This is a genomic window from Glutamicibacter nicotianae, from assembly GCF_006539525.1.
In the GTDB taxonomy this organism is placed as follows: domain Bacteria; phylum Actinomycetota; class Actinomycetes; order Actinomycetales; family Micrococcaceae; genus Glutamicibacter; species Glutamicibacter nicotianae.
Map to the genome: position 1 here is coordinate 187320 of NZ_BJNE01000001.1, position 23812 is coordinate 211131.

The 23812-nt window shown below is 64.3% G+C and carries 20 protein-coding genes; 14 read left to right on the forward strand and 6 right to left on the reverse strand.

Going from position 1 to position 23812, the window contains the following annotated elements; translation table 11 throughout:
- Positions 1-32: 32 nt before the first annotated feature.
- Entirely contained in the window at positions 33-1907 is a 1875-nt protein-coding gene (locus ANI01nite_RS00860; protein ID WP_141355304.1) for a hypothetical protein, read from the reverse strand.
- 287 nt (positions 1908-2194) lie between these two features.
- On the opposite strand from ANI01nite_RS00860, the gene leuS reads away from it, so the two are divergent.
- Genes leuS through holA form a run of 5 tightly spaced genes read left to right on the forward strand, consistent with a single transcriptional unit; the run spans position 2195 to position 9586 of the window.
- A complete protein-coding gene (leuS, locus tag ANI01nite_RS00865) occupies positions 2195-4684 on the forward strand; it encodes a leucine--tRNA ligase (protein ID WP_141355305.1) in 2490 nt (829 codons plus the stop codon).
- A gap of 9 nt (positions 4685-4693) precedes the next feature.
- Positions 4694-5632, forward strand: a complete 939-nt coding sequence (locus ANI01nite_RS00870) for a DegV family protein (protein ID WP_073706219.1) — start codon at positions 4694-4696, stop codon at positions 5630-5632.
- A 15-nt stretch (positions 5633-5647) separates the two neighbouring features.
- Positions 5648-6295, forward strand: coding sequence for a ComEA family DNA-binding protein (locus ANI01nite_RS00875; protein ID WP_141355306.1), 648 nt, complete (start codon positions 5648-5650; stop codon positions 6293-6295).
- Positions 6292-8559 carry a ComEC/Rec2 family competence protein gene (locus ANI01nite_RS00880; protein ID WP_141355307.1) on the forward strand — a complete coding sequence of 756 codons (2268 nt, stop codon included), beginning with the start codon at positions 6292-6294 and terminating at the stop codon, positions 8557-8559. The genes ANI01nite_RS00875 and ANI01nite_RS00880 overlap by 4 nt, the downstream gene beginning before the upstream one ends.
- A 34-nt stretch (positions 8560-8593) precedes the next feature.
- Positions 8594-9586: a DNA polymerase III subunit delta gene (holA, locus tag ANI01nite_RS00885; RefSeq protein WP_073706221.1), complete on the forward strand. Its 993-nt coding sequence runs from the start codon at positions 8594-8596 to the stop codon at positions 9584-9586.
- A gap of 177 nt (positions 9587-9763) precedes the next feature.
- Here the strand turns inward: holA and rpsT are convergent, their stop codons facing one another.
- Entirely contained in the window at positions 9764-10024 is a 261-nt protein-coding gene (gene rpsT, locus ANI01nite_RS00890) for a 30S ribosomal protein S20 (protein ID WP_038991103.1), read from the reverse strand.
- A gap of 170 nt (positions 10025-10194) precedes the next feature.
- Complete coding sequence (locus tag ANI01nite_RS00895) at positions 10195-10764, reverse strand: type II toxin-antitoxin system PemK/MazF family toxin (protein ID WP_141355308.1); 570 nt, start codon at positions 10762-10764, stop codon at positions 10195-10197.
- 112 nt (positions 10765-10876) lie between these two features.
- On the opposite strand from ANI01nite_RS00895, the gene lepA reads away from it, so the two are divergent.
- A complete protein-coding gene (gene lepA / locus ANI01nite_RS00900) occupies positions 10877-12724 on the forward strand; it encodes a translation elongation factor 4 (RefSeq protein WP_038991100.1) in 1848 nt (615 codons plus the stop codon).
- On the forward strand, positions 12725-13954 hold the full coding sequence (hemW, locus tag ANI01nite_RS00905) for a radical SAM family heme chaperone HemW (protein WP_141355309.1): 1230 nt from the start codon (positions 12725-12727) through the stop codon (positions 13952-13954). It begins immediately after the preceding gene.
- A 16-nt stretch (positions 13955-13970) separates the two neighbouring features.
- Here the strand turns inward: hemW and ANI01nite_RS00910 are convergent, their stop codons facing one another.
- The gene (locus ANI01nite_RS00910; RefSeq protein WP_038991097.1) at positions 13971-14372 is read right to left on the reverse strand and encodes a DUF4870 domain-containing protein; all 402 of its coding nucleotides are present in this window, start codon (positions 14370-14372) and stop codon (positions 13971-13973) included.
- A 91-nt stretch (positions 14373-14463) separates the two neighbouring features.
- Positions 14464-15333, reverse strand: coding sequence for a DUF3097 domain-containing protein (locus ANI01nite_RS00915; protein ID WP_141355310.1), 870 nt, complete (start codon positions 15331-15333; stop codon positions 14464-14466).
- A 127-nt stretch (positions 15334-15460) separates the two neighbouring features.
- Between ANI01nite_RS00915 and hrcA the strand changes: the two genes are divergently transcribed.
- The 3 genes from hrcA to ANI01nite_RS00930 all read left to right on the forward strand — a co-directional run bounded on the left by hrcA (position 15461) and on the right by ANI01nite_RS00930 (position 18442).
- Entirely contained in the window at positions 15461-16474 is a 1014-nt protein-coding gene (gene hrcA / locus ANI01nite_RS00920) for a heat-inducible transcriptional repressor HrcA (RefSeq protein WP_141355311.1), read from the forward strand.
- A gap of 66 nt (positions 16475-16540) precedes the next feature.
- Positions 16541-17665 (forward strand): molecular chaperone DnaJ, encoded by a 1125-nt coding sequence (gene dnaJ / locus ANI01nite_RS00925; protein WP_038991094.1) that lies wholly within the window; start codon positions 16541-16543, stop codon positions 17663-17665.
- Between the two features lie 3 nt (positions 17666-17668).
- Positions 17669-18442, forward strand: coding sequence for a 16S rRNA (uracil(1498)-N(3))-methyltransferase (locus ANI01nite_RS00930; protein WP_141355312.1), 774 nt, complete (start codon positions 17669-17671; stop codon positions 18440-18442).
- Positions 18443-18793: 351 nt separating this feature from the next.
- On the opposite strand, the gene ANI01nite_RS00935 is transcribed toward ANI01nite_RS00930, so the two are convergent.
- Positions 18794-19705: a GerMN domain-containing protein gene (locus ANI01nite_RS00935; RefSeq protein WP_141355314.1), complete on the reverse strand. Its 912-nt coding sequence runs from the start codon at positions 19703-19705 to the stop codon at positions 18794-18796.
- A gap of 310 nt (positions 19706-20015) precedes the next feature.
- Between ANI01nite_RS00935 and ANI01nite_RS00940 the strand changes: the two genes are divergently transcribed.
- The 4 genes from ANI01nite_RS00940 to era are packed head-to-tail and all read left to right on the forward strand — an operon-like array spanning position 20016 to position 23760.
- Positions 20016-21044, forward strand: coding sequence for a PhoH family protein (locus tag ANI01nite_RS00940; protein ID WP_141355316.1), 1029 nt, complete (start codon positions 20016-20018; stop codon positions 21042-21044).
- Entirely contained in the window at positions 21041-21514 is a 474-nt protein-coding gene (ybeY, locus tag ANI01nite_RS00945) for an rRNA maturation RNase YbeY (protein WP_038991091.1), read from the forward strand. Before ANI01nite_RS00940 ends, ybeY begins: the two co-directional genes overlap by 4 nt.
- A 4-nt stretch (positions 21515-21518) precedes the next feature.
- On the forward strand, positions 21519-22805 hold the full coding sequence (locus ANI01nite_RS00950) for a hemolysin family protein (protein ID WP_038991090.1): 1287 nt from the start codon (positions 21519-21521) through the stop codon (positions 22803-22805).
- A complete protein-coding gene (era, locus tag ANI01nite_RS00955) occupies positions 22798-23760 on the forward strand; it encodes a GTPase Era (RefSeq protein ID WP_073706229.1) in 963 nt (320 codons plus the stop codon). The genes ANI01nite_RS00950 and era overlap by 8 nt, the downstream gene beginning before the upstream one ends.
- The last annotated feature ends 52 nt before the right edge of the window (positions 23761-23812 follow it).

Below are 23812 nucleotides of genomic sequence, written 5' to 3' on the forward strand. Positions count from 1 at the left end.
TTTAAGACGGCCCTGTCAACACCTTGGGCCGCTCAGGTTTCCCGCCCTGCATCAGGGGTTTCTTCCTTGCCCGGCGGCTCGGTGTCCGGTGCGGCAGGTGCGTGGCGGGTGGGGGATTCGCCTGCCTGCCGGGCACCCCAATAGGTATTGCGGCGCGGTATTCGTTCCGGATCGACATGCTCCGGCATGAGCACGTGCGGCAGCCCGTCGACATCGATCACCGTGATCTGCCCGGCGTGGCGCTTGTGGTGATCGCCCGTGCACAGTCCGGCCCCTGACCAGACGCTGGTTTCCCCGCCGTCAGACCAGGGTTTCAGGTAGTGGTCGGTTTCGACCTGGTCCGGGGGCGCGGTGCAGTCAGGCACGATGCAGCCTCGGTCCCGGGCCATGATGGCTTCGCGGATCGCACCCTTGTGATAGCGCATCTTGCGCCCCATATCCAGCACTTGGCTGTTGCCTCCGAGCACGATCGGGATGATGTTCGCCCTGGCCAGTTGCTGCCGCAGCTCGCCGGGCGGGATATCGACGCCGTTGGCGGTCATGCCATGCGCATCGGCCAGGTTTTGCAAGTCTGCGAGCCACAGGTAGACCACGAATTTCGGGGTGACGACCTTCCTTTTTCCGCCGGTGAAGGGGGCTCGCAGCAACGCCATGAATGCATTGAGCCGGCGGCGGTGCAGATCCGGCTGTTCAGTGGCCTCGTCGCTTCGCAGCTCGTCGTGTGCCGCATCGCCATCTGCATGCGCTTCGGTGTTTCCGGGCTCCGGAGCACACCCGTTGCCGGGTTCTGCTTCGTCTTCGGCCCACGGCGGCATGGGGTGTTCGCTGCGCAGCCAGAAAGGCGCCTGCGGTGCCGTTTCTGGTTCAGTTGATGGCTGCGGCTCGGCACCCGAGTCCTGGCTGGCCGTGGAATCGTGGCCGGTTAGGGGTTCCTGATCCTGGTCATCGGGGTTTCCGGTGCCGGAGCCCGATTCCGGCGTGCGCTGCTGTTCGGCTTCGCGGTCGGCGCGGCCTGACTTGGTCCGCGGATTTCCGGCCTGGGCGGCCATCGAATTCAGCAGCTGCGCGTCGCTGGCATCGGTGCGCAGCGAGAAGAAATGCACGCCGTCCTTCACAGGGCCGATGAAGAAGCCCAGTCGCGGCGGCAGTTTTTTGCCATGCAGTTCCTTGTAGGTCCTGATCTCGGCGCTGATCCGCTTCTGCGCTGCCCGTGGGCCCAGGTCGCCCAGCGCTTCGGCCGCGGATTCATCCAGGGTGCGGCCATCGGTGCCGTAGGCTTGCAATTTCAGGGGCACGCCGTCAAAGGTGGTGTCCTGCGGTTCGAGCCGGTCTAGGCGCCGTGCGGCCGAGGCGATGGCCCGGCGGTCGCCAGTGCCCTTGGCATAGAGCCCTGCCAGTTGGGGGAAGCGCGGCGCGCAGATGCCGCCATCGGGGGCGCGGCGCCCGATGAGCAGGTGCGCGTCGGCCAGGCGCTGCCGGGCTTCGAAGTAGCCCAGCCCCAGCCAGGCGGCCAGCAGCTCAGCGGTGTCCTTGTAGCAGCAGCGCCCCGGCACGATGCCCGGCTCCCCGGCAAACAGGTCATCGCTGATGGCTTCGGGATCATCGGCGGGCACCCGCAGCGCGGCATAGCCCTCCAGGGACAACGCGTGGGCGCCGGTGGCTTCGGCCTGCAGCGCGCCGGATAGCTGGTCGCCATGGACCTGCTGGGCGAAGCGTTCGGCCAGCTGCAGATGCGCCAGGACCAGGCGCGGGTCGCCCGAGCCGTGCACCAGCTTGCCCAGGGTCGTGTACAGGGCCAGGCAGAGGTAGCCCAGGCGCAGCAGCATGGCGCCGGATAATGCAGGTCCGAGGTGCAGCGGGACCTGGCATGCGGTGCGCAGAGCGGCGATCAGGGCAGGGGCGTTCATGGCTCCATGATCGGGCGCTGGATCGGCCTGCGCGTCGGCGTAGCCGCCAATTGTGGATAAGCGCGGGCGGCCCGTTGGCGGTTGTGAACAATCTTGCGCTTCACCGATGCGCGCGTGGGCAGGACAGATGCGATAGAATCGCGATATGAATCCTAAGCGCAACCTAGTGTAAGCGCGGCCCGATGGCCGTGCCCCCGAGTGGAAATTTGGGGGCTTTTGTTGTGTCTGGAACCAAGAGCAAATTTTCCTATCGGAAATTTTTCCGCAAAGCGTGTGAGAAGAGCAGCGTGACATCATCGACGAACGAACCCAGGACCTACGACTTCAAGGACATCGAGTCCAAGTGGCTTCCGGTGTGGGACGAGCTACAGGTGTTCAAGCCCGCCGATGACGGCAGCCGCGAACGCCGCTACGTGCTGGACATGTTCCCCTACCCCTCGGGCGATTTGCACATGGGCCACGCCGAGGCCTTCGCCATGGGCGACGTCGTCGCACGCTACTGGCGCCTGCGCGGCTATGACGTGATGCACCCGATCGGCTGGGACTCGTTCGGCCTTCCGGCGGAGAACGCCGCGATCAAGCGCAATGCGCACCCTGCGGAGTGGACCTACAAGAACATCGACACCCAGGCCGCCAGCTTCAAGCGCTACGCGATTTCCGCGGACTGGTCGCGCCGCCTGCACACCTCCGATCCGGAGTACTACCGCTGGACCCAGTGGCTGTTCAACAAGTTCTACGAGAAGGGCCTGGCCTACCGCAAGGACCACCCGGTGAACTGGTGCCCGAAGGACCAGACCGTGCTGGCCAACGAGCAGGTCGTCAACGGCGCGTGCGAACGCTGCGGCACCGCAGTGACCAAGAAGTCGCTGAACCAGTGGTACTTCAAGATCACCGACTACGCCGACCGCCTGCTTGAGGACATGGACCAGCTCAAGGGCCACTGGCCCGAGCGCGTGCTGCTGATGCAGAAGAACTGGATCGGCCGCTCCGAAGGCGCCGAGGTCACCTTCGAGATCGAGGCGCACGAGGATCAGCCGGCGGTGAAGATCCCGGTCTTCACCACCCGCCCGGACACCCTGTACGGCGCGACCTTCATGGTCGTCGCCGCCGATGCCGACCTGGCCGGCGAACTGGTCACCGCTGAGCACCGCGAAGCGCTGGAAGCCTACCAGGAGCAGGTCAAGGCGCTGAGCGAAATCGAGCGCCAGTCCACCGAGCGCGAGAAGACCGGCGTGTTCACCGGGCGCTACGGGATCAACCCGCTGTCGGGGGAGAAGCTGCCGATCTGGGCCGCCGACTACGTGCTGGCCGACTACGGCACCGGCGCGATCATGGCCGTGCCCGCGCACGACCAGCGCGACCTCGACTTCGCCCGCACCTTCGATTTGCCGGTGCGCGTGGTCGTCGACACCGGGGAAGAGGACCCGAACGCCACCGGCATCGCCACCGCCGGCGAGGGCCAGCTGGTGAACTCCGGGCAGCTGGACGGGCTGGGCAAGGCCGAAGCGATCGCCCGCGCCATCGAAATCGTGGAAGCTGCCGGCACCGGCAAGCACACCGTGAACTTCCGCCTGCGCGACTGGCTGCTGAGCCGCCAGCGCTTCTGGGGCACCCCTATCCCGATCATCCACTGCGCGGACTGCGGCGAGGTGCCGGTTCCCGAGGACCAGCTGCCGGTGCGCCTGCCGGATAATCTGCGCGGCGAGCAGCTCGCCCCGAAGGGCACCAGCCCGCTGGCCGCGGCCGAGGACTGGGTCAACGTTCCCTGCCCGAAGTGCGGCGGCGCGGCCAAGCGCGACACCGACACCATGGACACCTTCGTGGATTCGTCCTGGTACTTCCTGCGCTTCGTCTCCCCGAACTATGCCGAAGGGCCGTTCGACCCGAAGGCGGTGCGCGACTGGATGCCGGTCGGCCAGTACGTCGGCGGCGTCGAGCATGCGATCCTGCACCTGCTCTACTCGCGCTTCTTCACAAAGGTCATCCACGATTTGGGCCTGATCGACGCGACCGAGCCGTTCAGCGCGCTGCTGAACCAGGGCCAGGTGCTCAACGGCGGCAAGGCGATGAGCAAGTCGCTGGGCAACGGCGTGGATCTTGGCGAGCAGCTGGACAAGTTCGGCGTCGACGCGGTGCGCCTGACCATGGTGTTCGCCTCCCCTCCGGAGGACGACGTGGACTGGGCCGACGTCTCGCCATCGGGCTCGCAGAAGTTCCTGGCCCGCGCCTGGCGCATTGCCCAGGACGTGGCCAGCGAACCAGGCGTGGACTACGCGGCAGGGGACAAGGCGCTGCGCCAGATCACCCACCGCACCGTGCACGAGGCCGCGCAGCTGCTGGACTCGGGCAAGTTCAACGTGGTGATCGCCAAGGCCATGGAGCTGGTCAACGCCACCCGCAAGACCATCGACTCCGGTGCCGGCGCCGCCGACCCGGCAGTGCGCGAGGCCGCTACGGTTCTCGCCCAGCTGCTGAGCATGTTCGCCCCGTACACCGCCGAGGACATGTGGGAAGCGCTGGGCTACGCCCCGAGCGTGGTCACCAGCGCGTGGCCGCAGGTCGATGAGTCCCTGCTGGTCGATGACACCATCACCGCGGTCGTGCAGATCAAGGGCAAGGTGCGCGCGCGCCTGGAAGTATCCGTGGACATTACCGAGGACGAGCTGCGCGAGCAGGCGCTGGCCCACGAGTCGGTGATCCGGATGCTCGATGGCAAGGAGCCGCTGAAGGTCATCGTGCGTGCGCCGAAGCTGGTGAACGTGGTCCCCGCCCCGTAAGCTCGGCTCATGACTGAACGCCAGAAAAGCTCGCGCGCGGGCTGGCTGCCCAAGTGGCTGGCCCCGCGCGGGCTTTCTCGTACCCGCATCGGGGTGGTCTCCGATTCGGCCTCCTGCCTGCCAGAGGCCTTCGCGCGGCATGCGGATTTCATCCAGGTGCCGATCCCGATCATCGTGGACAACCATGTGCAGGGCGAAGACCTGCAGGCGCTGATGATGGGCCTGGCCATGGGCAAGGCGGTGAAGACCTCCCGCCCGGCACCAGGCGAGTTCGAACGCGCCTACCGGCAGCTGCTGGAGGCCGGGTGCGAATCGGTCATCTCGATCCACATGTCCGGGGCGCTGTCGGGCACCGTGGATGCCGCCCGCCTGGCCGCGCGCGGCTTCGACGCGCCGATCGCGGTGGTCGACACGCGTACCGTTTGCCTGCCCCAGGGCTTCGCCGTGGCCGATGTGCTGGCTGCGCGCGACGCCGGTGCCCCGCTGGAAATGCTCGAGCAGATCGCCGGCACCGCCACCGCCAATTCCGTGTACTTCGCGGTGCCCAGCCTGGAGCAGCTGCGCCGCGGCGGCCGGATCAGCGCACTGTCCTCGGTTCTCGGCAGCCTGCTGAACTTCAAGCCGATCCTCGGTATTGCCGATGGCGCGATCGCCGCCCTGGAAAAGCCCCGCTCCTTCGCGCGCGCCACCGCGCGGCTGGTCTCGCTGGCCTTGCGCGATGCCCGTGGCGCGAAGGGCGAGGTGCGCCTGGGGGTGATGCATTTCGGCGCCGAGGAACTGGCCGAGGAGATCGCCACCGAACTGGCCCCGTTCAGCGCTGCGCCGGTCGTGGTCGAGTCGCTGCCAGCGGTGCTGGCCGCGCATACCGGCATGGGCGTGATCGCGGTCTGCGTCGCGCCGCTGAATCCACAGCCGGAATCGATCCTGGACAACCCGCCGGCGCCATAGCCCAGACTGTGGCCCATGGGCCGCCACGACTTCTTCAGCAAGTACGCGCCACGTCCCGGCCGCTTGAGGTTTGCGATCTCGCGCGTGGCCGTGCTGGTGCTGGTCATCGTGGTGCTCGCCTGGATCGCGATCTCCATCCTGCTGGCGCCACCGCCGGTAGCCCAGGAGCTTGAAACGGTTCCGCTGGTGTCCGATCCCTCCGCGACGGCTCCGGGGGACCAGCTGTCCCCGAGCCCGTCCGGTCCCGAGGTCACGGTCCATGTGGTCGGCGCGGTGAAGAAGCCCGGCGTCTACACGCTGCCCGCGGATTCGCGGATCACCGATGCGGTCGAGGCCGCCGGCGGGCTGGCCAAGGGCGCCCAGGCGCAGCTGGTGAACCTGGCAGCCAAGCTGGTCGACGGCCAGCAGGTCATCCTTCCCGGCACCGAGACCGGCAGGGACCTCCCAGCCGCCCCGAGCGCCACGGCCGGCGGGAAGATCTCGCTGAACACCGCCGATGCGCAGACCCTGCAGGAGCTTCCGGGGATCGGCCCGGCCCTGGCCGGCAGGATCATCGACTTCCGCACCGAGAACGGCCCCTTCACCTCCGTAGAGGAGCTGGATGCCGTCTCCGGCATCGGCCCGGCGCTGCTGGGGCAGCTGAGCGAGCTGGTGGTCCCGTGAACACCGATTTCCGGGGCCTGTGGCTGCTGGCCGGTGCCTGGACCGCCGCCTATTTCAGCCTCCCGGCCTGGCTGCTGTGGCTGCTGTCGGCGCTGCTCGCCTTTCTGCTGTTCCTGCTCCTGCGTCCCCGGCACGACCGCGCCTACGCCGCACCGTGGTTCACCGGTCCGATCATCCTGCTGCTGGGAATGGTCGCGGTCAGCAGCCTGTCGTTCACCGACCCCCAATGCCAGCTGCCCGGCGCTCCCGAGCAGCAGCGGCGCGCGGTCGTGCGTTTCGAGGACCTGGCCAGCGCGCAGGGCCAGGGAAGCACCGCGGGCCGGGCGGAAATCCAGCGCTACTGGAACGATGGCCAATGGGTGGCATGCCAGGTGCCGGTCTACCTGAGCGTGGATTTCGGGCTGCCTGCCAACGCCGGGCAGTTCGAGGCCATCCTCGATCTGGACGCCGCGGATGCCGGATCCTTCGACTGGTGGGCGCAGGCCGCCAGCGAGCCGCAGGTCAGTTCTTGGGCGGAACCGACGGCCGCCGACCTGCTCAAGGAACGCTTCACCCTCAGCCTGAGCGACCTGCCCGGCAACGCGCAGGCGCTGCTGCCCGGCATGCTCTACGGCGACCGCTCCGGGCAGGATGAAGCACTGGGCGAGGCGATGAGATCCAGCGGGCTGAGTCATCTCACCGCCGTGAGCGGCTCGAATATCGCCCTGATCGGGGCCATCGTCCTGGTGCTGTTCCGGCTGTTCTCGGTTCCGCGCGTCCCCAGCGCGATCCTGATGATTGGCGTGGTCGGGCTTTTCGCCTGGTTTGCCGGGCCGGATCCCAGCGTGCTGCGCGCCAGCCTGATGGGCAGCATTGCGGCGGTTTCGGTGCTGCTCGGCCGCGGCCAGGGCTCATTGGGGATCCTGTGCGTGAGCGGAACGGCCTTGCTGGCTATCGATCGAAGCCTGGGCGCCGAACCGGCCTTTGCCCTGTCGGTGCTGGCGACCTTGGGCATCATCATGCTCTCGTCGGCGCTGACCGAAATCCTGCTCCACATCATGCCGGCCTGGCTGGCGCAGCTGACCGCCATCTGCTGCGCCGCGCAATTCACCTGCCTGCCGGTGGTGATCGCATTGAATTCGGATTTCAGCCTGTACTCGCTGCCCGCGAATCTCCTGGTGGCGCCGTTGCTGCCGTTGATTACCGCGCTCGGCATGATCTGCCTGCTGCTGTGCACCCCATGGCCGGGATTCGAATCGGTGCTGATCTGGGTGCCCGGACTTCCAGCCGAAGCCATCGGCAAGGTTGCCCATGCCGTCTCCGGGCTGCCGGGTGCTGCCCGTCCATGGCCCGCAGGGCTGCCGGGAATTCTGCTGGCGGTCATGCTGTCGCTTGCGCTGTGCTCGCTGCTGGTGCTGGGCCGCGAAACCGAGCGGCTGCGCGTGCGCCAGGTCTCGCTCGGCGTGCTGGGCGCGATCATGGTCTTCGCCGTGGCGCTCATTGTGCCTGCAACCCTGTTCTATCGGGAAGATGTTGCCACGGATTGGAGCATCGCCATGTGCGATGTGGGGCAGGGCGATGCGTTCGTCATCAATCTGGGGGATGCCGACGGCTGGCTGATCGATACCGGGCCGCCAGATAGCGGTTTGCTGCTGTGCCTGGACCGGCTCGGCATCACCACCCTGGGCAAGGTCTTCATCACGCATACGCACAGCGACCATTTCGGCGCCATCCGGGAACTGGAGGAGTCGAAAGTTCGGATCGGGGACCGCCTGGTCTCGACCGGATTCGATCTGGAACTCTGGCCCGGGGCTCGGGTGCTGGAGCCTGGTACGCAGCAGACTGCGGGGGAGGTGAGCTTCGAAGTCGTGGGTCCCGAGGCGCGTTACGCGCAATACGCCGAGCCCAACGACACGTCGCTGGTCATCCGGTTCAGCTTTTCCACCCCGAGTGGTGCCGTCGATTTCTTTGCGGCCGGGGATATGGAGACCGAAGCCATGGATCGCCTGCTGCGGCTGCATCCGCAAGGCCATGCCGCGATCTTGAAGGCTTCGCACCATGGCGCGCGCAACGGCGGCACACGGATCATTGAGCGGATCCATCCGCAGATCCTGCTGGTCTCGGCCGGGAAGAACAATTCCTATGGCCACCCGCACCCGGAAACATTGGAAATGGCGAAGCGGATCGGCGCGACAGTGCTGCGCACCGACCAATCCGGTACCGTACTGCTCACATTTACCGGCCAGGGCATCCGTGGTACCTCCCTGGGTACTCCGGTTCGGTAGGATCAATATATCGACCGATGCACTAAGGAGCTCGATGGCACGCGCCCAAGCAAATCCGGGAATCTCATGGCGGGAACTGCGCCCGCAACCGCTGATCCTGTTGACCGGTTCAGAAGATTACCTCGCTTCACGCGCCTTCGAGCTGCTGCGCTCCCAAGCCGGCCAGCGGGACGACATCCAGCACACGCGTCTTGACGCGGCCAAGTACGAGCCGGGAGAGCTGCTCATGGCCACCAGCTCCTCGCTGTTCTCCACCGCCAATCTGGTCGAGGTCCACGAACTGGCGCACATGAACGAGTACTTCCTCAAGGATGCGATGGCCTATCTGAAGGACCAGGCACCCGAGAATGTGCTGATCATGCACTATTCGGGCGGTACCCGCGGCAAGAAGCTGATCGACGCGATCAAGGCCGCCGGAGCGGTGGTCGTCAACTGCCAGCCGGTGAAGAAGGACTCCGAGAAGATCGACTTCGTCCAGTCCGAATTCAAGGCAGCCAAGCGCCGGATTACCAATGACGCGGTCAAGGCCCTTGTTGCCGCAGTCGGCAATTCGCTGGCAGAGCTCGGTTCGAGCTGCTCCCAGCTGATCGCCGACACCACGGGAACGATTGACCAGGATACCGTTGACAAGTACTACGGGGGCCGGGTCGAAGCGACCGCGTTCAAGGTGGCCGATGCGGCGATTTCGGGCAATGCCCAGCTCGCGCTGCGCACCTTGCGCCACGCGCTGGGTACCGGAACCGACCCGATTCCCATTGTTGCCACCTTGGCGATGAAGGTCCGCCAGATCGCCAAGGTCGCCGGCGTGAATGAACCTGCTGCTGCCCTGGCCTCCGAATTGGGGATGGCTCCGTGGCAGGTGCAGCAGGCGCAGCAGCAGGCTCGCGGCTGGAAGCGCGGCGATCTGGCCCTGTGCGTCGAGGAAATCGCGAATACCGACCGCATGGTCAAGGGCGGCAGCCGTTCACCCGGATATGCCCTGGAACACGCCATCATGTTTATTGCCGGCAAGGCACCTGGACGCTGAGCCCGTTCAGATCCAGTGGGTGCGCGCACGATGCATTCGTGCGCGCACCCACTGCGGCCGCTTCCGCGAAGCCTGCCACGCGTCCCTGATCCGGGAAAGCCGCGAAAAGCAGTTTCGGGCAAAACAAAACCCCCGCACTCGATGAGCGCGGGGGAGTTGATGAAGTCTAAGCTCGGCTTAGAGGGCGTTAACCTTCTTGGCGATGGCCGACTTGCGGTTAGCAGCGTTGTTCTTGTGCAGAACACCCTTGCTTACAGCCTTGTCGAGCTTCTTGCCAGCCAGGCGCAGCGCCTCGGTTGCCTTGTCCTTGTCGCCGGCGGCAATTGCCTCGTTGACGTTGCGGATCACGGTCTTGACCTCGGAACGGACAGCTACGTTACGCAGACGTGCCTTCTCGTTGGTCAGGTTACGCTTCTTCTGGGACTTGATGTTAGCCACTTTAATAAACTCTCTCGTTTATCGTTTTATACGGTCGGTAGAGGGTTCATCCTCCAGGCCATCGACTGAGCGGTGTGGGGCACCTATGGCGACCCGAAGGGGGCGTGTTGCCCAACCTGCGCAACACACAAGGATTAACTCTATCAGATACAGAGCCCGGCAACGAGTGCCTACGCGAGTTCGTTTAGGGCGTTCACCACATTCGAGAAGAGTTCGCGGTCCAGAATGGCGCCTTCGCGGCGAACACCCCGTTCGTCTACTCGAATGATGCGATCAAGCTTGACCTCACTAGGGCGACGCTCGCGGTCCCAGTCCCCGGTACCAATATCCATGTAATTCCGATCGCGGTGACCCGGATTATTCCGGTCCTTGCTGGTTAGCATGAGCCCGAGCAGCCAACCGCTATCGCGTCCAACAATCAGCACCGGTCGATCTTTGCCTCTCGAATAGTCTTCTTCATAAGGAACCCAGGTCCAAACGATCTCGCCTGGATCAGCATTGCCATCCTTGGACGGGTTGTACTCGTAGTGAACCTTGCCACGGTAATCGCCCGGGTATCCGGCAGCCCTTGGCACATGCTGCACGGTGGATGCTGCTGGAGATTCTCCACTAGCACTCCGAGTCCAACCGTTCGGGCGGTTGCGAGCGGGGGAACTGCCGGTCGAATTCGCGCGGATCTTGTTGATTTCCTTGATCGCGCGCATGACGATGCTAAATATCTTCTGCGGATTCAGTGCCATGCACGACAAACTACCAGTTCGAGGCTGTCGAAATATGTGATGACGCGGAAATCATGACAGAATGGAGGCTAATCCAACTATGTCCTTTAGTCAGCTAGTGAGGTCTGTTTAGGTGTCTCCATTGGCCCGCACCGCCCAGGTGCCTGCCGCGACCGATCCGTCGCTCATCCGTAATTTCTGCATTATTGCCCATATCGACCACGGCAAGTCGACCCTGGCCGACCGGATGCTGCAGCTGACCGGCGTTGTTGCTGCCCGCGACATGAAGGCCCAGTACCTCGACCGCATGGACATCGAGCGCGAACGCGGCATCACCATCAAGTCCCAGGCCGTGCGCATGCCCTGGGCCGCCGAGGACGGCACGACGTACGCGCTGAACATGATCGATACCCCGGGGCACGTCGACTTCACCTATGAAGTCTCGCGTTCGCTGGCCGCCTGCGAAGGCGCGATCCTGCTGGTCGACGCCGCCCAGGGCATCGAAGCCCAGACCCTGGCGAATCTGTATCTGGCGATTGAGGGCGATCTGACGATCATCCCGGTGCTGAACAAGATCGACCTGCCTAACGCGCAGCCGGAGAAGTACGCCGCCGAGATCGCCAACCTGATCGGTTGCGAGCCCGAAGACGTGCTGAAGGTTTCGGGCAAGACCGGCGAAGGCGTCGAGGCGCTGCTCGACGAAGTCATCAAGCAGCTGCCGCCGCCGGTCGGCGAAGCCGACGCGCCGGCCCGTGCGATGATCTTCGACTCCGTCTATGACACCTACCGCGGCGTGGTCACCTACGTCCGAGTGGTCGACGGCAAGCTCACTCCTCGCGAGAAGATCCAGATGATGTCCACCGGCACCACCCACGAGCTGCTGGAAATCGGCGTATCCTCGCCGAACCCCGAGCCCACCAAGGGCCTGGGCGTCGGCGAGGTAGGCTACCTGATCACCGGCGTGAAGGACGTGCGCCAGTCCAAGGTCGGCGATACCGTCACCAACTCGCTCAAGCCTGCCAGCGAATCCCTGGGCGGCTACGAAGAAGCCAAGCCGATGGTCTTCTCCGGCCTGTACCCGATGGACGGGACCGACTACCCGGCACTGCGTGATGCGCTGGACAAGCTGCAGCTCAACGATGCCGCACTGACCTACGAGCCGGAAACGTCCGTCGCACTGGGCTTCGGCTTCCGCGTGGGCTTCCTGGGCCTGCTGCACCTGGAAATCACCCGCCAGCGCCTGGAATCCGAATTCAACCTGGACCTGATTTCCACCGCGCCGAACGTGGTGTATGAGGTCATGGGCGAAGACAAGCAGATGATGACGGTGACCAACCCTTCGGAATTCCCCGATGGGAAGATCCTCGAGGTGCATGAGCCGATGGTCGCCGCCACCATCCTGGCGCCGAGCGAATTCATTGGTGCGGTCATGGAGCTGTGCCAGTCCCGCCGCGGCACCATGCGCGGGATGGACTACCTCTCCGAGGACCGCGTGGAAATGCGCTACCACCTGCCGCTGGCCGAGATCGTGTTCGACTTCTTCGACCAGCTCAAGTCCAAGACCCGCGGCTACGCTTCGCTGGACTGGAAGGCCGACGGCGAGCAGGTGGCAGACCTGGTCAAGGTCGACATCCTGCTCCAGGGCGACCAGGTGGACGCATTCTCCGCGATCACCCACCGCGACAAGGCCTACGCCTACGGCACCATGATGACCACGAAGCTGCGCGAGCTGATCCCGCGCCAGCAGTTCGAAGTGCCGATCCAGGCCGCGATCGGTTCGCGCATCATTGCCCGCGAGAACATCCGCGCCATCCGCAAGGACGTGCTCGCCAAGTGCTACGGCGGCGACATCAGCCGCAAGCGCAAGCTGCTGGAAAAGCAGAAGGAAGGCAAGAAGCGCATGAAGATGGTCGGCCGCGTGGAGGTCCCGCAAGAGGCCTTCATTGCAGCGCTGTCCACCGACGAGCCGAAAAAGAAGTAAATGCCATCAGTTCTGCCTGACGGCGATCCGGCTCCGGCCGATGGTCTGCTCCCTGCCTCATGCGCGCATGAGGCACAGGAGCGGACCATGTCCTTTTATGTGCATATCCCGTTTTGCACCGTCCGTTGCGGCTACTGCGATTTCAACACCTACACCGCCACGGAGCTGGGCTCCGGCTCCAGCCAAGCGACCTACGCTGCCACCGTCAGCAAGGAAATCAGCTTCGCCCGCGAGGTGATGGACCGTTCGGGCCAGCCGGATCGCGAAATCGAGACCGTCTTCTTCGGAGGAGGCACTCCCACATTGCTGCCCGCCGGCGACCTGGTTTCGGTGCTCGGCAGGATCCGCGACGAATTCGGCCTGAAGCCAGGTGCAGAAATCACCACCGAGGCCAACCCTGATTCGGTAACCCGCGAGAGCCTGCAGGAGCTGGCCGATGGCGGTTTCACCCGGGTGTCCTTCGGCATGCAGTCGGCGGTGCCGCATGTGCTCAAGGTGCTGGAGCGCACCCATGATCCGAAGCGGGTTCCGCAAGCGGTTGTCTGGGCGCGCGAGGCCGGCCTGGATGTCAGTGTCGATCTGATTTATGGCACCCCGGGGGAAAGCCTTGAGGATTGGCGCACCAGCATCGAAGCCGCGCTGAGCTACGAGCCTGATCATATTTCGGCCTACGCGCTGATCATCGAGGAGGGCACCAAGCTCGCGGCCCAGATCCGCCGCGGCCAGGTGCCGAACATCGACGATGACGATCATGCCGAAAAGTACCAGATGGCCGATGAGATGTTTGCCGCGGCCGGATTCTCCTGGTACGAGGTCAGCAATTGGGCCAAGACCCCGGCCAATGCGTGCCAGCACAACATCGCCTACTGGAAGGGCGGCGACTGGTGGGGTGCAGGCCCCGGCGCGCATTCGCACGTTGGCGGACTGCGCTGGTGGAATGTGAAGCATCCAGCCGCCTATCAGCAGCGGATCGACGCCGGAATTTCACCGGGACATGGCCGCGAGTACCCGGATGCCCAAGCCGTGCAGCTGGAACGCACCATGCTGCTCACCCGCTTGAGCTCTGGAATGCAGATCAGCGAGCTCGATGAGACCGGGCGCAAGAAGATTGCCGGATTGATCGCAGACGAGCTGATTGATGCCAAGGCAGCATTCTCCGGGACCTTGGTGTTAACGCAGCGAGGCCGGCTCCTGGCCGACCTCGTGGTGCGTGAACTGCTTGATTTCTGAGGCTGGGTAGCTGGCGCTACTTCATCAGCCTCAGATTGAATCGATAGCGGTAGGGGCGTCCCTTGTTGGCCTGGATGGCGGCAAGGGCGCCGGAGACCGTCATGTAGACCCACAGGGCCACGGCCAGAACGGCAAAAAGCCAGCCGATCACCGGCAAGATCATCAGCACGTTGAACACGATGGCCAGAATGGTCAGCGGGAACGTGAAATTGAACGCTTCCTTGGATTCCTGTGCCGTGAATGGGCCGCGGTCACGGAATACGGCGAAGACGATTGCCGATGGAACACAACCCAAGATGGCGCCGAAGTGGGCCATCGTGGCCCACTGGCGGTCTTCTGAAGGAGTCAGCGGCAGCGCAGAGGTCTGGGAACCTTCGAAGCGGGAATTCTCCGATGGCTTCGTCTGGCGTGATGTCACTATTAATCCTTGTCTTGCTTAAGTGTGGTTCCTCTTATCATAGCGACCGCGGCTGAGCGGACGGGGAGATTCGCCGACTAATCTCCAACTATTAGTCAATCGTTAGGAAACCGTAATCTTCGGTCGTGAGAAAATCGATCAATTCTTCTATTCGGCCCAGCAGCTGCGGTTCAAGCTGCCCGTAATGCTGCACCGTGGACAGCAGCCGTTGCCATCCGATGCCGATATCCTCTGCCGTAGCGTGCGGCCAGCCAAAGGCCTTGAGCACTCCGGTTTTCCAGTCGACCCCCTTGGGGATGACCGGCCACGCCTTGATGCCCAGGGTCGCAGGCTTGATCGCCTGCCACACGTCAACGTAGGGGTGGCCGAGGATCAGCACGTTATCGGCGGCACCGGGAACCTGCATCGCCTCGGCGACAATACGCGATTCCTTGCTGCCAGCGACCAAGTGGTCGACCAGGATTCCCAGACGACGCTGCGGCGACGGGGCGAAGTCGCGGATGGCTCCGGCCAGATCGTCAACGCCATGCAGCGGTTCGACAACAATGCCTTCGACACGCAAGTCGTGTCCCCAGACTTTTTCCACCAGCTCGGCATCGTGCTTGCCTTCAACCCAGATGCGGCTGGCCCTGGCCTCCCGGGCCTTCAGCCCCGCTACGGCACGCGAACCCGAAGCGGAAACCAGGTTCTTCGGCGCCGCGGCCTTGGCGACGGGCTCGACAATTTCCACCGGTTCGCCTTCGAGGAGGAACCCGAAGCCGGCTTGGAAGGAACGGCTCTTGCCGTGGCGGTCTTCGAGCATGATCACGCGCATGCCGCCGGACTTTTCGGTACGGATGACTTCTCCCACCCAACCTGAGGTGGCATCTTCCAGGATCATGCCACGTTCCACGGGGACCTGGCGGAGTTTTCGATGTGCCGGTGCACTGAGATCTCGTGGTCCCCAGGAGTAATTAGCCACGTACTGCCTTTCGCTGTGATCGAATACGCTCGAAATCCAATGCTAGCAACAGCTGAACGTATTAGACTTGGCACTTGAGAGGTTAGAGTGCCAAAGCCGGGCACAGGGAATCCAAGGAGGTGCTGTCATGTCGGAGCCACGACGCTTGGACGTTCTGCGTGCCATCGTGGAGGACTACGTCCAATCCCGTGAGCCGGTGGGTTCCAAAGCGCTCCTCGACCGCCACAACCTCGGCGTCAGCGCCGCGACGATCCGCAATGACATGGCTTTGCTGGAAGAGGAGGGGCTGATTGCCGCTCCGCATACTTCCTCCGGACGCATTCCCACCGAAAAGGGCTACCGCCGCTTCGTGGACGAGATCGGCGAACTGAAGCCGCTGTCGCGGGCCGAACGCGACGCCATCAACAAGATCCTGGATAATTCCACGGACCTCGACGAGATGCTCAAGAGCACCGTGCGCCTGCTGGCACGATTGACCAACCAGGTGGCGATGATCCAGGTGCCGCACTATGACACCGCTTCATTGAAGAACCTCGACCTGGTGGGCTTGGGCCCAACCCAGGTGCTGATGGTGATGATCGCCTCCAACGGCACGGTGGACCAGCGGATGATGCCGGTCAAGCGTTCCTACAGCGATGACGAGCTGGGCGAGCTGAAGTCGTGGCTGCTCAATAATTTCGGGGGAGTGCAGCTGGCGGAGCTGGCCGGCCGGCTCGGCCGCATGGAGCTCAGCCCGGCACAGCAGGCCGACCCGTTGGTGGAGCATGTGATCGGCGCGCTGGAAGAAATGGCCCAAGCAGCCAATGCCCAGCGCATCATCATGGCCGGCACCGCCAACCTCGCCCGCGTGGAGGGGGACTTCCCGCTGAGCATCACCCCGGTGCTCGAGGCGCTCGAAGAGCAGGTGGTGCTGCTCAAGCTCTTCTCCGAGCTGGAAGCCGATTCTCGCGGGGTGGCCGTGGCGATCGGCACCGAGCACCACTATGGCCAGCTCTCGGATGCAGCAGTGGTCGCGACGACCTATGGCGCCGATGTGCGCAACAAGCTCGGGGTCCTGGGCCCCACCCGGATGAACTATCCGACCTCCATGGCCTCGGTTCGTGCGGTGGCACGGTACCTGTCGAAGATTTTGGCTAACTAGCCTCGCTGGGCGCCAGCCCGGCACGAATGAAGTTTAAGAGTCTTAGGAAAGGACACGGCGAATAACGTGAGCTCGCATTACGAGACCCTGGGTGTAGCCAAGGACGCGACCCCGCAGGAAATCAAGAGTGCCTACCGGAAGCTGGCACGTAAGCTGCACCCGGATGTGAACCCGAGCGATGAAGCTGCAGAGCAGTTCAAGCTGGTCACCCGCGCCTACGAAGTCCTTTCCGACCAGACCAAGCGCGCCAACTACGACGCCACCGGCGATGAGAACGGCAACGGCCACCCGGGCTTCGGCGGCGGCGGCCAGGGCTTTGGCGGCTTCGGCGACATCTTCGAGCAGTTCTTCGGGGGCGGCCAGGCCCAGGGCCCGGCATCGCGCACCCAGCCGGGCCGCGACGCGCTGATCACCATCACCATCGACCTAGAGGACGCGGTCAAGGGCACCGTTTACCCGCTGGAGATGGAAACCGCCGTCACCTGCAAGACCTGTAACGGCTCGTGCACCCGCGAGGGCACCAGCCCGGTCACCTGCGACATCTGCCATGGCGCAGGCCAGGTGCAGCGTCCGGTGCGTTCCTTCCTGGGCCAGATGATGACCGTGGAAACCTGCGCCGCCTGCCGCGGTTTCGGCACCACCATCCCGGACCCTTGCCTGGAGTGCAACGGCGAAGGCCGCGTGCGCGAGCATGTCTCCAAGTCGCTGAACGTTCCTGCAGGCGTCGACTCCGGCACCCGCATCCAGCTGCGCGGCCAGGGCGAAGCCGGCCCGGGCGGCGGCCCGAACGGCAACCTGTTCGTCGAGGTCGACGTGCGCCGCCACAAGGTGTTCGAACGCTCCGGCACCGACCTGCACGCCAAGATGAGCCTGCCGATGACCGCCGCGGCCTTGGGCTGCGAGCTGAAGCTGGAAACCTTCGACGGCGAGCAGGCCATCAATGTCGAGCCGGGCGCCCAGGATGGCGACACCGTGACCCTGCCGGGCCTCGGCGTGCCGCGCCTGCGCGGAGGCAAGCGCGGGGACATCATCGTGCACCTGCAGGTGGAGACCCCGACAAAGCTGGACTCTGCGCAGCGCGAGCTGCTCGAGCAGCTGGCCAAGCTGCGTGGCGAGGAAATGACGGCCGGCCGTGTCGAGCATTCCGGCGGCATGTTCTCCCGCCTGCGCGACAAGCTGAACCAGCGCTAGGCCATGAGCAACCACAGCTTCGTCATCGACGCCCAGCAGGGCCAGGATGCCTCGGTCGGGGACTTCCTTGAATTGGACGGCCCCGAGGCGCACCACGCGGTCACCGTCAAGCGGGCCGCCGCCGGCGAGCACCTGGACCTGCTCGATGGCAAGGGGCTGCGCCTGACCGTGGAGGTCGTCGCCACCGCCAAGGACCTGCTGCGCGTCAAGGTCCTGCGGCGCACCGAGGAAGCCGTCAGCGACCACCCGGTCACCCTGGTCCAGGCCCTTTCCAAGGGTGACCGCGACCTGCAGGCCGTTGAGGCCGCCGTCGAGCTTGGAGCCCTGGCTGTGCGCCCCTGGCAGGCCGACCGGTCGATCGTGCGCTGGAACGCGGCGAAGGTCGAGAAGGCCATGGCCAAGTGGCGTGCGCAGGTGCGTTCTGCGCAGAAGCAGTCGCGCCGCGCCTATGAGCCAGAGGTACTGGACCCGATGGGTTCCAAGGAGCTCGCCAAGGCCATTGCCGCTGATGCCGATCGCGGCTCTCTGGTGCTGGTCCTGCATGAGCAGGCTGTGGATTCGGTCGCGCGGCACGTGCAGTCGTGGCTCGCCGAGGCGCAGCCCGGCCAGGAGGTCATCATGATCGTCGGGCCGGAAGGCGGCATCTCGGACACGGAACTGCAGTCCTTCGTGGATGCCGGTGCGCATGCAGCCCTGCTCGGCCAGCACGTGCTGCGCGCTTCGACCGCCGGTCCGGCGGCATTAGTCTTGATCCGCCATCTGATCGGCGAGATCTAGCTTCATGCAATCTTGCGAGCATCGAAAGTGCTCCGTGCAAGCCTAGGGCGCGCCTGCGCTCGGCTTGTACGGAGCAATTCTGCTTTTGGCGGGCGCACAAGTTTCTTGCACCTCGACCTGGCATGGCCCAGGCGACCGCCATCCGGCTCGACGTGCAGGATCTTCGTTCGCCGCAGTGCATCCCATGGTTGTGAAGGCAGTTTCGCAGGCAGCCTGAAGCGGAAAAATTCGGCGCTATCGCGCCATTAGTTGCTGTTCGCGGGACAGGGATCGTTGCCTTTCGAGGTCTTTTGCAACCACGTCAGGGCCGCTGCAGGAAACCGGGAACCGGCCGGCAACAGTGGCGGTACGCTACTCGACGCGGAAGTCGCTGATGACCTTGCCGGCCAGATGCTCTGATCCAGTTTCAAGTCCCCAGAAAGTCAGCCGGTAGGATCCTGCACGCAGATCGGTGGTCAGGGTGAAGGAACCGTCGTCCTTGATCTGTCCGGGATTGACCTGCTTCTGGGCGGTGATCACCGTGAGCTTGCCGTCGGCGTCCTTGCGCTGCAGGGAGTAGAAGGTGCCGATGTCGAACTGCGTGGTTCGGCCATTGATCTTGATCGAGCCGCTTTTCAAGGTTGCGCCGAATTGCGGATCAATAATCCAGATCGGTGCAATGAACTCGGCATCGCGTGCGTAGACATCCTTGAGCCGGAAGCCGTCGAAGACCGTTGCGTTGGCTTGTCCGTCCACCAGGATGCGGACCGTTGGGGCGGTGTCGCCGACAACCAGGCCAGAGTTGGCGGCGGCTGCCGTGGCGGTGAACACGAGCTGCTGGATGGCCCGTTCGGAAAGTCCCTGATCCAGGCGGGCGCTGAACACCTTAGCCGGAAGATCCAACGTGATGACATTCGCGTTGCTGATGGAAACGCCGATTTCATCGGTTGGCTTCAGGTGGGTATAGCGCTTCGGCTTCATCGGGTCTGCCGTGAGCAGCGTCCAGATCGCATCGCCAATGGGTTCCTGATGGCGGGTGTCCTGGATGTATTCGCGGTACAGGTACACGCCGGTGTCCGTGTTTTCCAGCCAGTAGACCGGCAGGCTGGCGGCCATGCCGACATCCTCGCCAGCGTCGGTGGCGCTCGGCAGGTTCAGCGATGCGGCCGCGGGGGTCGAAGGCATCTCATAGGAGCTCTCGCGATTCGTCAAACCGCAGCCTGCGGCGACGACGAGAGCGGCGGTGATTCCCAAAACGCCGAATCGACGTGGAATCTTCCGCAAGATCCTTGATTGCACTGCGAACCAATCCGTGGTGATTTATTGCTGTTTCGGTCCGCGGCAGTTGCGGAACCGCTCTCAAGCTTGCCATATTCGAGGCGGCTAACTGGCTAAAAATGCCCCAACTTACTAATCCGTAATCAAATCTATATGTTCACCACTTGCTCTTATTAGCATCATTCAAGAGTACTTTCAGGTATTCCTGCTTACGCTGAGACCTGAATTTTCTCCGGAATGGCCTGCGACTCGATAGAATGGCAAGCACAACAATTCTCGAACACTACGAAGCTCGCAAAGGGGCGCCGCGCACTGCATGCAGGTTGAACAGAATAAAACGACAACGGAGAACGGATCCGCGTCGCTCACCATCAGTTTTGATACGGCTGAGCTCATGATTGCCACGCTGGGCCCCAATGACGAGCTATTGCGGATCCTCTCCGGGGCCTACCCGCAGGTCAGCTTCCGCCCCAACGGCCAAGCCCTGGCCCTGGCCGGCGACCCGCAGCAAGTCCGCAAGGCCCAGCGAGTCACCGAGGAAGCGCGTTCGCTGGCCACCCGCGGCTCGCGCATGAGCGCCGAAACCATCGAGCAGATCATCAAGATGCTCAGCGCCGGCAACCCGGATGCGCCCACCGACGTCCTGGGCTTGAAGATCCTCTCGGGACGCGGACGCTCCATCCGGCCCAAGACCGTGAACCAGAAGAGCTATGTCGACGCCATCGAGGATTCGACCATCACCTTCGGCATCGGCCCGGCCGGCACCGGAAAGACCTTCCTGGCCATGGCCATGGCCGTCGCCGCCCTGCAGGACAAGCAGGTCAACCGCATCATCCTGACCCGTCCTGCGGTTGAGGCGGGGGAGAAGCTGGGCTTCTTGCCCGGCTCGTTGACCGAGAAGATCGACCCGTACCTGCGTCCGCTCTACGACGCCCTGCACGACATGGTCAATCCGGAAACCATTCCGCAGCTGCTGGAAGCCGGAACCATCGAGGTCGCTCCGCTGGCCTATATGCGCGGCCGCACGCTCAATGACGCCTTCGTGATCCTGGACGAAGCGCAGAACACCACCACCGAGCAGATGAAGATGTTCCTCACCCGCCTGGGGTTCGGCTCGAAGATGGTAGTGACCGGCGATGTCACCCAGGTGGATTTGCCGAACAATGCCACCTCCGGGTTGCGCATGGCCAGCGATGTCCTCGACGGCATCGACGACATCAGCATCTGCCGGCTCGACTCTTCGGATGTGGTGCGCCACCGCCTGATTGCCGACATCGTCACAGCCTACGACCGTTGGGATGACACCCGACGCAAAGAACACAACCGGGGACGCCGCAGCAAATGAGCATCGAAGTAAATAACGAAACCGAGTACGACGTCGATCTCAAGGACGTCAACGCCTTGGCCGAATCGGTGATGCGGGCCATGTTCCTGCACCCGGAAACCGAAGTGTCCATCGTTTTCATCGACGAGGACGCCATGAGCGCCCTGCATGTCGAGTGGATGGACCTCGAAGGCCCTACCGACGTAATGAGCTTCCCGATGGATGAGCTGCGTCCCGGCACCGCCGGCGCGCCAGGGGAGAACGGCATCCTTGGCGACATCGTGATCTGCCCTTCGGTCGCCGAAGCGCAGGCCAAGGCCGGCGGGCACAGCACGCACGACGAGATCCTGCTGCTGACCACCCACGGCCTGCTGCACCTGATGGGCTTCGACCACATGGAACCAGCAGAAAAGGAAGAGATGTTCGCACTGCAGCGCAAGCTGCTGGAGTCCTACACCGGCCGCCCAGCACCGAAGGAAACGGTGGAATAGCCCGGTGGAAATCGTCTTGCTGGTCCTGGCCCTGGTTTTCATGGCCTTCTCGGCCGTGCTGACCGCAGTCGACTCGGCCTTCTATGCGTTATCCCGGCACGCGGCCGAACGCCTGCGCGCCGAATCGAACTCCAAGGCGCTTTCCGCGATCCTGGATGAGGCAGAAAGCCATGCCCAGGCGGTGAAGTTCTGGCGCATCTGGTTCGAGACCGCTTCGGCGGTCGCCGTGGCCCTGCTCGTTTCGCAGTGGATCGAGAATGTGTGGCTGATCGGGATGATCTCGACGATTGCCATGGCTGCCCTGGGCTTCGTCCTGGTCAGCGTGTCCCCGCGGCGCTATGGGCGCTCCAACGCGCAGACGGTCGTTCAGTCCACGGCCACCCTGGTTCGCTTCCTGCGCTTGGTCCTGGGTCCGGTCACCAACTGGCTGGCATCCATCGCCAAGGCGCTGAGCCCCGGCGGCGCGGACGGCGAAGGCTACCTGGGCAAGGAACGCCTGCGCGATCTGGTGGATCGCGCCTCCGAAGGCGAGGATCTGGACGAGGAATCGGCCGAACTGATCTCCTCGGTGATCGACCTGGAGGAGACCAGCGTCCGCTCGGTGATGGTGCCGCGCACCGACATGGTGGTGCTGGATGCTGATCATTCATTCCACAGCGCCATGGACCTGTTCATCGCCTCCGGCTTCTCCCGCATCCCGCTGATCGGCGAGGATACCGATGACATCCAGGGGATCATCTACCTCAAGGACCTGATCCGCGAGATCCACGGCCTGCAGCAGGCGCAGTCCCTGGCCGACCTGGCGCGCAAGGTCCGCTTCGTTCCCGAATCGAAGTCCGCGGCAGAGCTGATGCAGGAACTGCAGCAGGAGTCAATCCACCTGGCAGTCGTCATCGACGAATACGGCGGCACCGCGGGCCTGGTGACCCTCGAGGACCTGCTGGAGGAAATCGTGGGCGAGATCGACGACGAGTATGATCGTTCCCGGGCCGAACTGATCGAGAACCCCGACGGTTCGATCTTCGCCGTGGCCGCCGCATCCATTGACGATGTGGCCGACCACTTCGGCATGCACATCGAGGAAGAGGACGTCGATACCGTCGCCGGCCTGCTCTCCAAGGCCCTGGAATCGGTGCCGGTACTCGGTTCCACCGCTGATGTGCACGGCCTGCGCCTGACCGTGGTGGCCCTCGCCGGCCGCCGCAACCGTATCGGCAAAATCCATGTAGAGCGCCTGGAAACAGACGCATCCGACCATATTGAGAACGACGAGGATTCCTCAGATGAGTGAAAACCAGAACCTGCTCGCCTCCAGCGGATGGCCCGAGGGCTTCCGCTCCGGCTTCACTTCCTTCGTAGGCCGCCCGAACGCCGGCAAGTCCACGCTGACCAACGCGCTGGTGGGCCAGAAGGTGGCCATCACCTCCGCCAAGCCGCAGACGACCCGCCACACCATCCGCGGCATCGTGCACCGCGAGGACGCGCAGCTGATCCTGGTCGACACCCCCGGCCTGCACCGTCCGCGCACCCTGCTCGGCCAGCGCCTGAACGACCTGGTCGCCGAGACCCTCTCCGAGGTGGACGCGATCGGCTTCTGCATCCCGGCCAACGAGAAGATCGGCCCGGGCGACCGCTACATCGCCACGCAGCTGGCGCAGCTGCAGCGCAAGCCGATCATCGCGCTGGTCACCAAGGCCGACCTGGTGGACCGCGAGCAGCTCGCGCAGCAGCTGATCGCCGTCGCCGAAATGGGCACGCAGAACTTCGGCGAACAGGGGTTCGCCGCGATCGTGCCAGTCTCCGCGGTCAAGGAATTCCAGGTCGAAGAGGTGGCCAATGTGCTGGTCGAGCACCTGCCGGCAGGCCCTCCGCTGTACCCGGATGGCGAGCTGACCGACGAGCCGGAAGCCAAGATGGTTGCCGAGCTGATCCGCGAAGCCGCGCTGGAAGGCGTGCGCGACGAATTGCCGCACTCACTGGCAGTGGTCGTCGAGGAAATGGTGCCGCGCGAAGGACGCAGCGAAAACAACCCGCTGATCGACATCCACGTTTCGCTGTTCGTCGAGCGCTCCAGCCAGAAGGCCATCATCATCGGCCGTGGCGGTTCGCGGCTGCGCGAGGTCGGAACCAATGCCCGCCGCGGCATCGAGAAGCTGCTGGGCACCAAGGTCTACCTTGACCTGCATGTGAAGGTCGCCAAGGACTGGCAGCGCGACCCAAAGCAGCTCGGGCGCCTGGGCTTCTAGGCCGCGCGCCGCCGCACCGGGCCAACGCCCAACTTCGTCCCCAGGACCGCGC

Coding starts and splice junctions, on each gene's coding strand:
- ANI01nite_RS00870 (WP_073706219.1), top strand. CDS start 4,694: ATGACTGAACGCCAGAAAAGCTCGCGCGCGGGCTGGCTGCCCAAGTGG.
- ANI01nite_RS00860 (WP_141355304.1), bottom strand. CDS start 1,907: ATGAACGCCCCTGCCCTGATCGCCGCTCTGCGCACCGCATGCCAGGTC.
- ANI01nite_RS00895 (WP_141355308.1), bottom strand. CDS start 10,764: ATGGCACTGAATCCGCAGAAGATATTTAGCATCGTCATGCGCGCGATC.
- era (WP_073706229.1), top strand. CDS start 22,798: ATGAGTGAAAACCAGAACCTGCTCGCCTCCAGCGGATGGCCCGAGGGC.
- ANI01nite_RS00875 (WP_141355306.1), top strand. CDS start 5,648: ATGGGCCGCCACGACTTCTTCAGCAAGTACGCGCCACGTCCCGGCCGC.
- ANI01nite_RS00930 (WP_141355312.1), top strand. CDS start 17,669: ATGAGCAACCACAGCTTCGTCATCGACGCCCAGCAGGGCCAGGATGCC.
- ybeY (WP_038991091.1), top strand. CDS start 21,041: ATGAGCATCGAAGTAAATAACGAAACCGAGTACGACGTCGATCTCAAG.
- ANI01nite_RS00940 (WP_141355316.1), top strand. CDS start 20,016: ATGCAGGTTGAACAGAATAAAACGACAACGGAGAACGGATCCGCGTCG.
- holA (WP_073706221.1), top strand. CDS start 8,594: ATGGCACGCGCCCAAGCAAATCCGGGAATCTCATGGCGGGAACTGCGC.
- hrcA (WP_141355311.1), top strand. CDS start 15,461: ATGTCGGAGCCACGACGCTTGGACGTTCTGCGTGCCATCGTGGAGGAC.
- hemW (WP_141355309.1), top strand. CDS start 12,725: ATGCCATCAGTTCTGCCTGACGGCGATCCGGCTCCGGCCGATGGTCTG.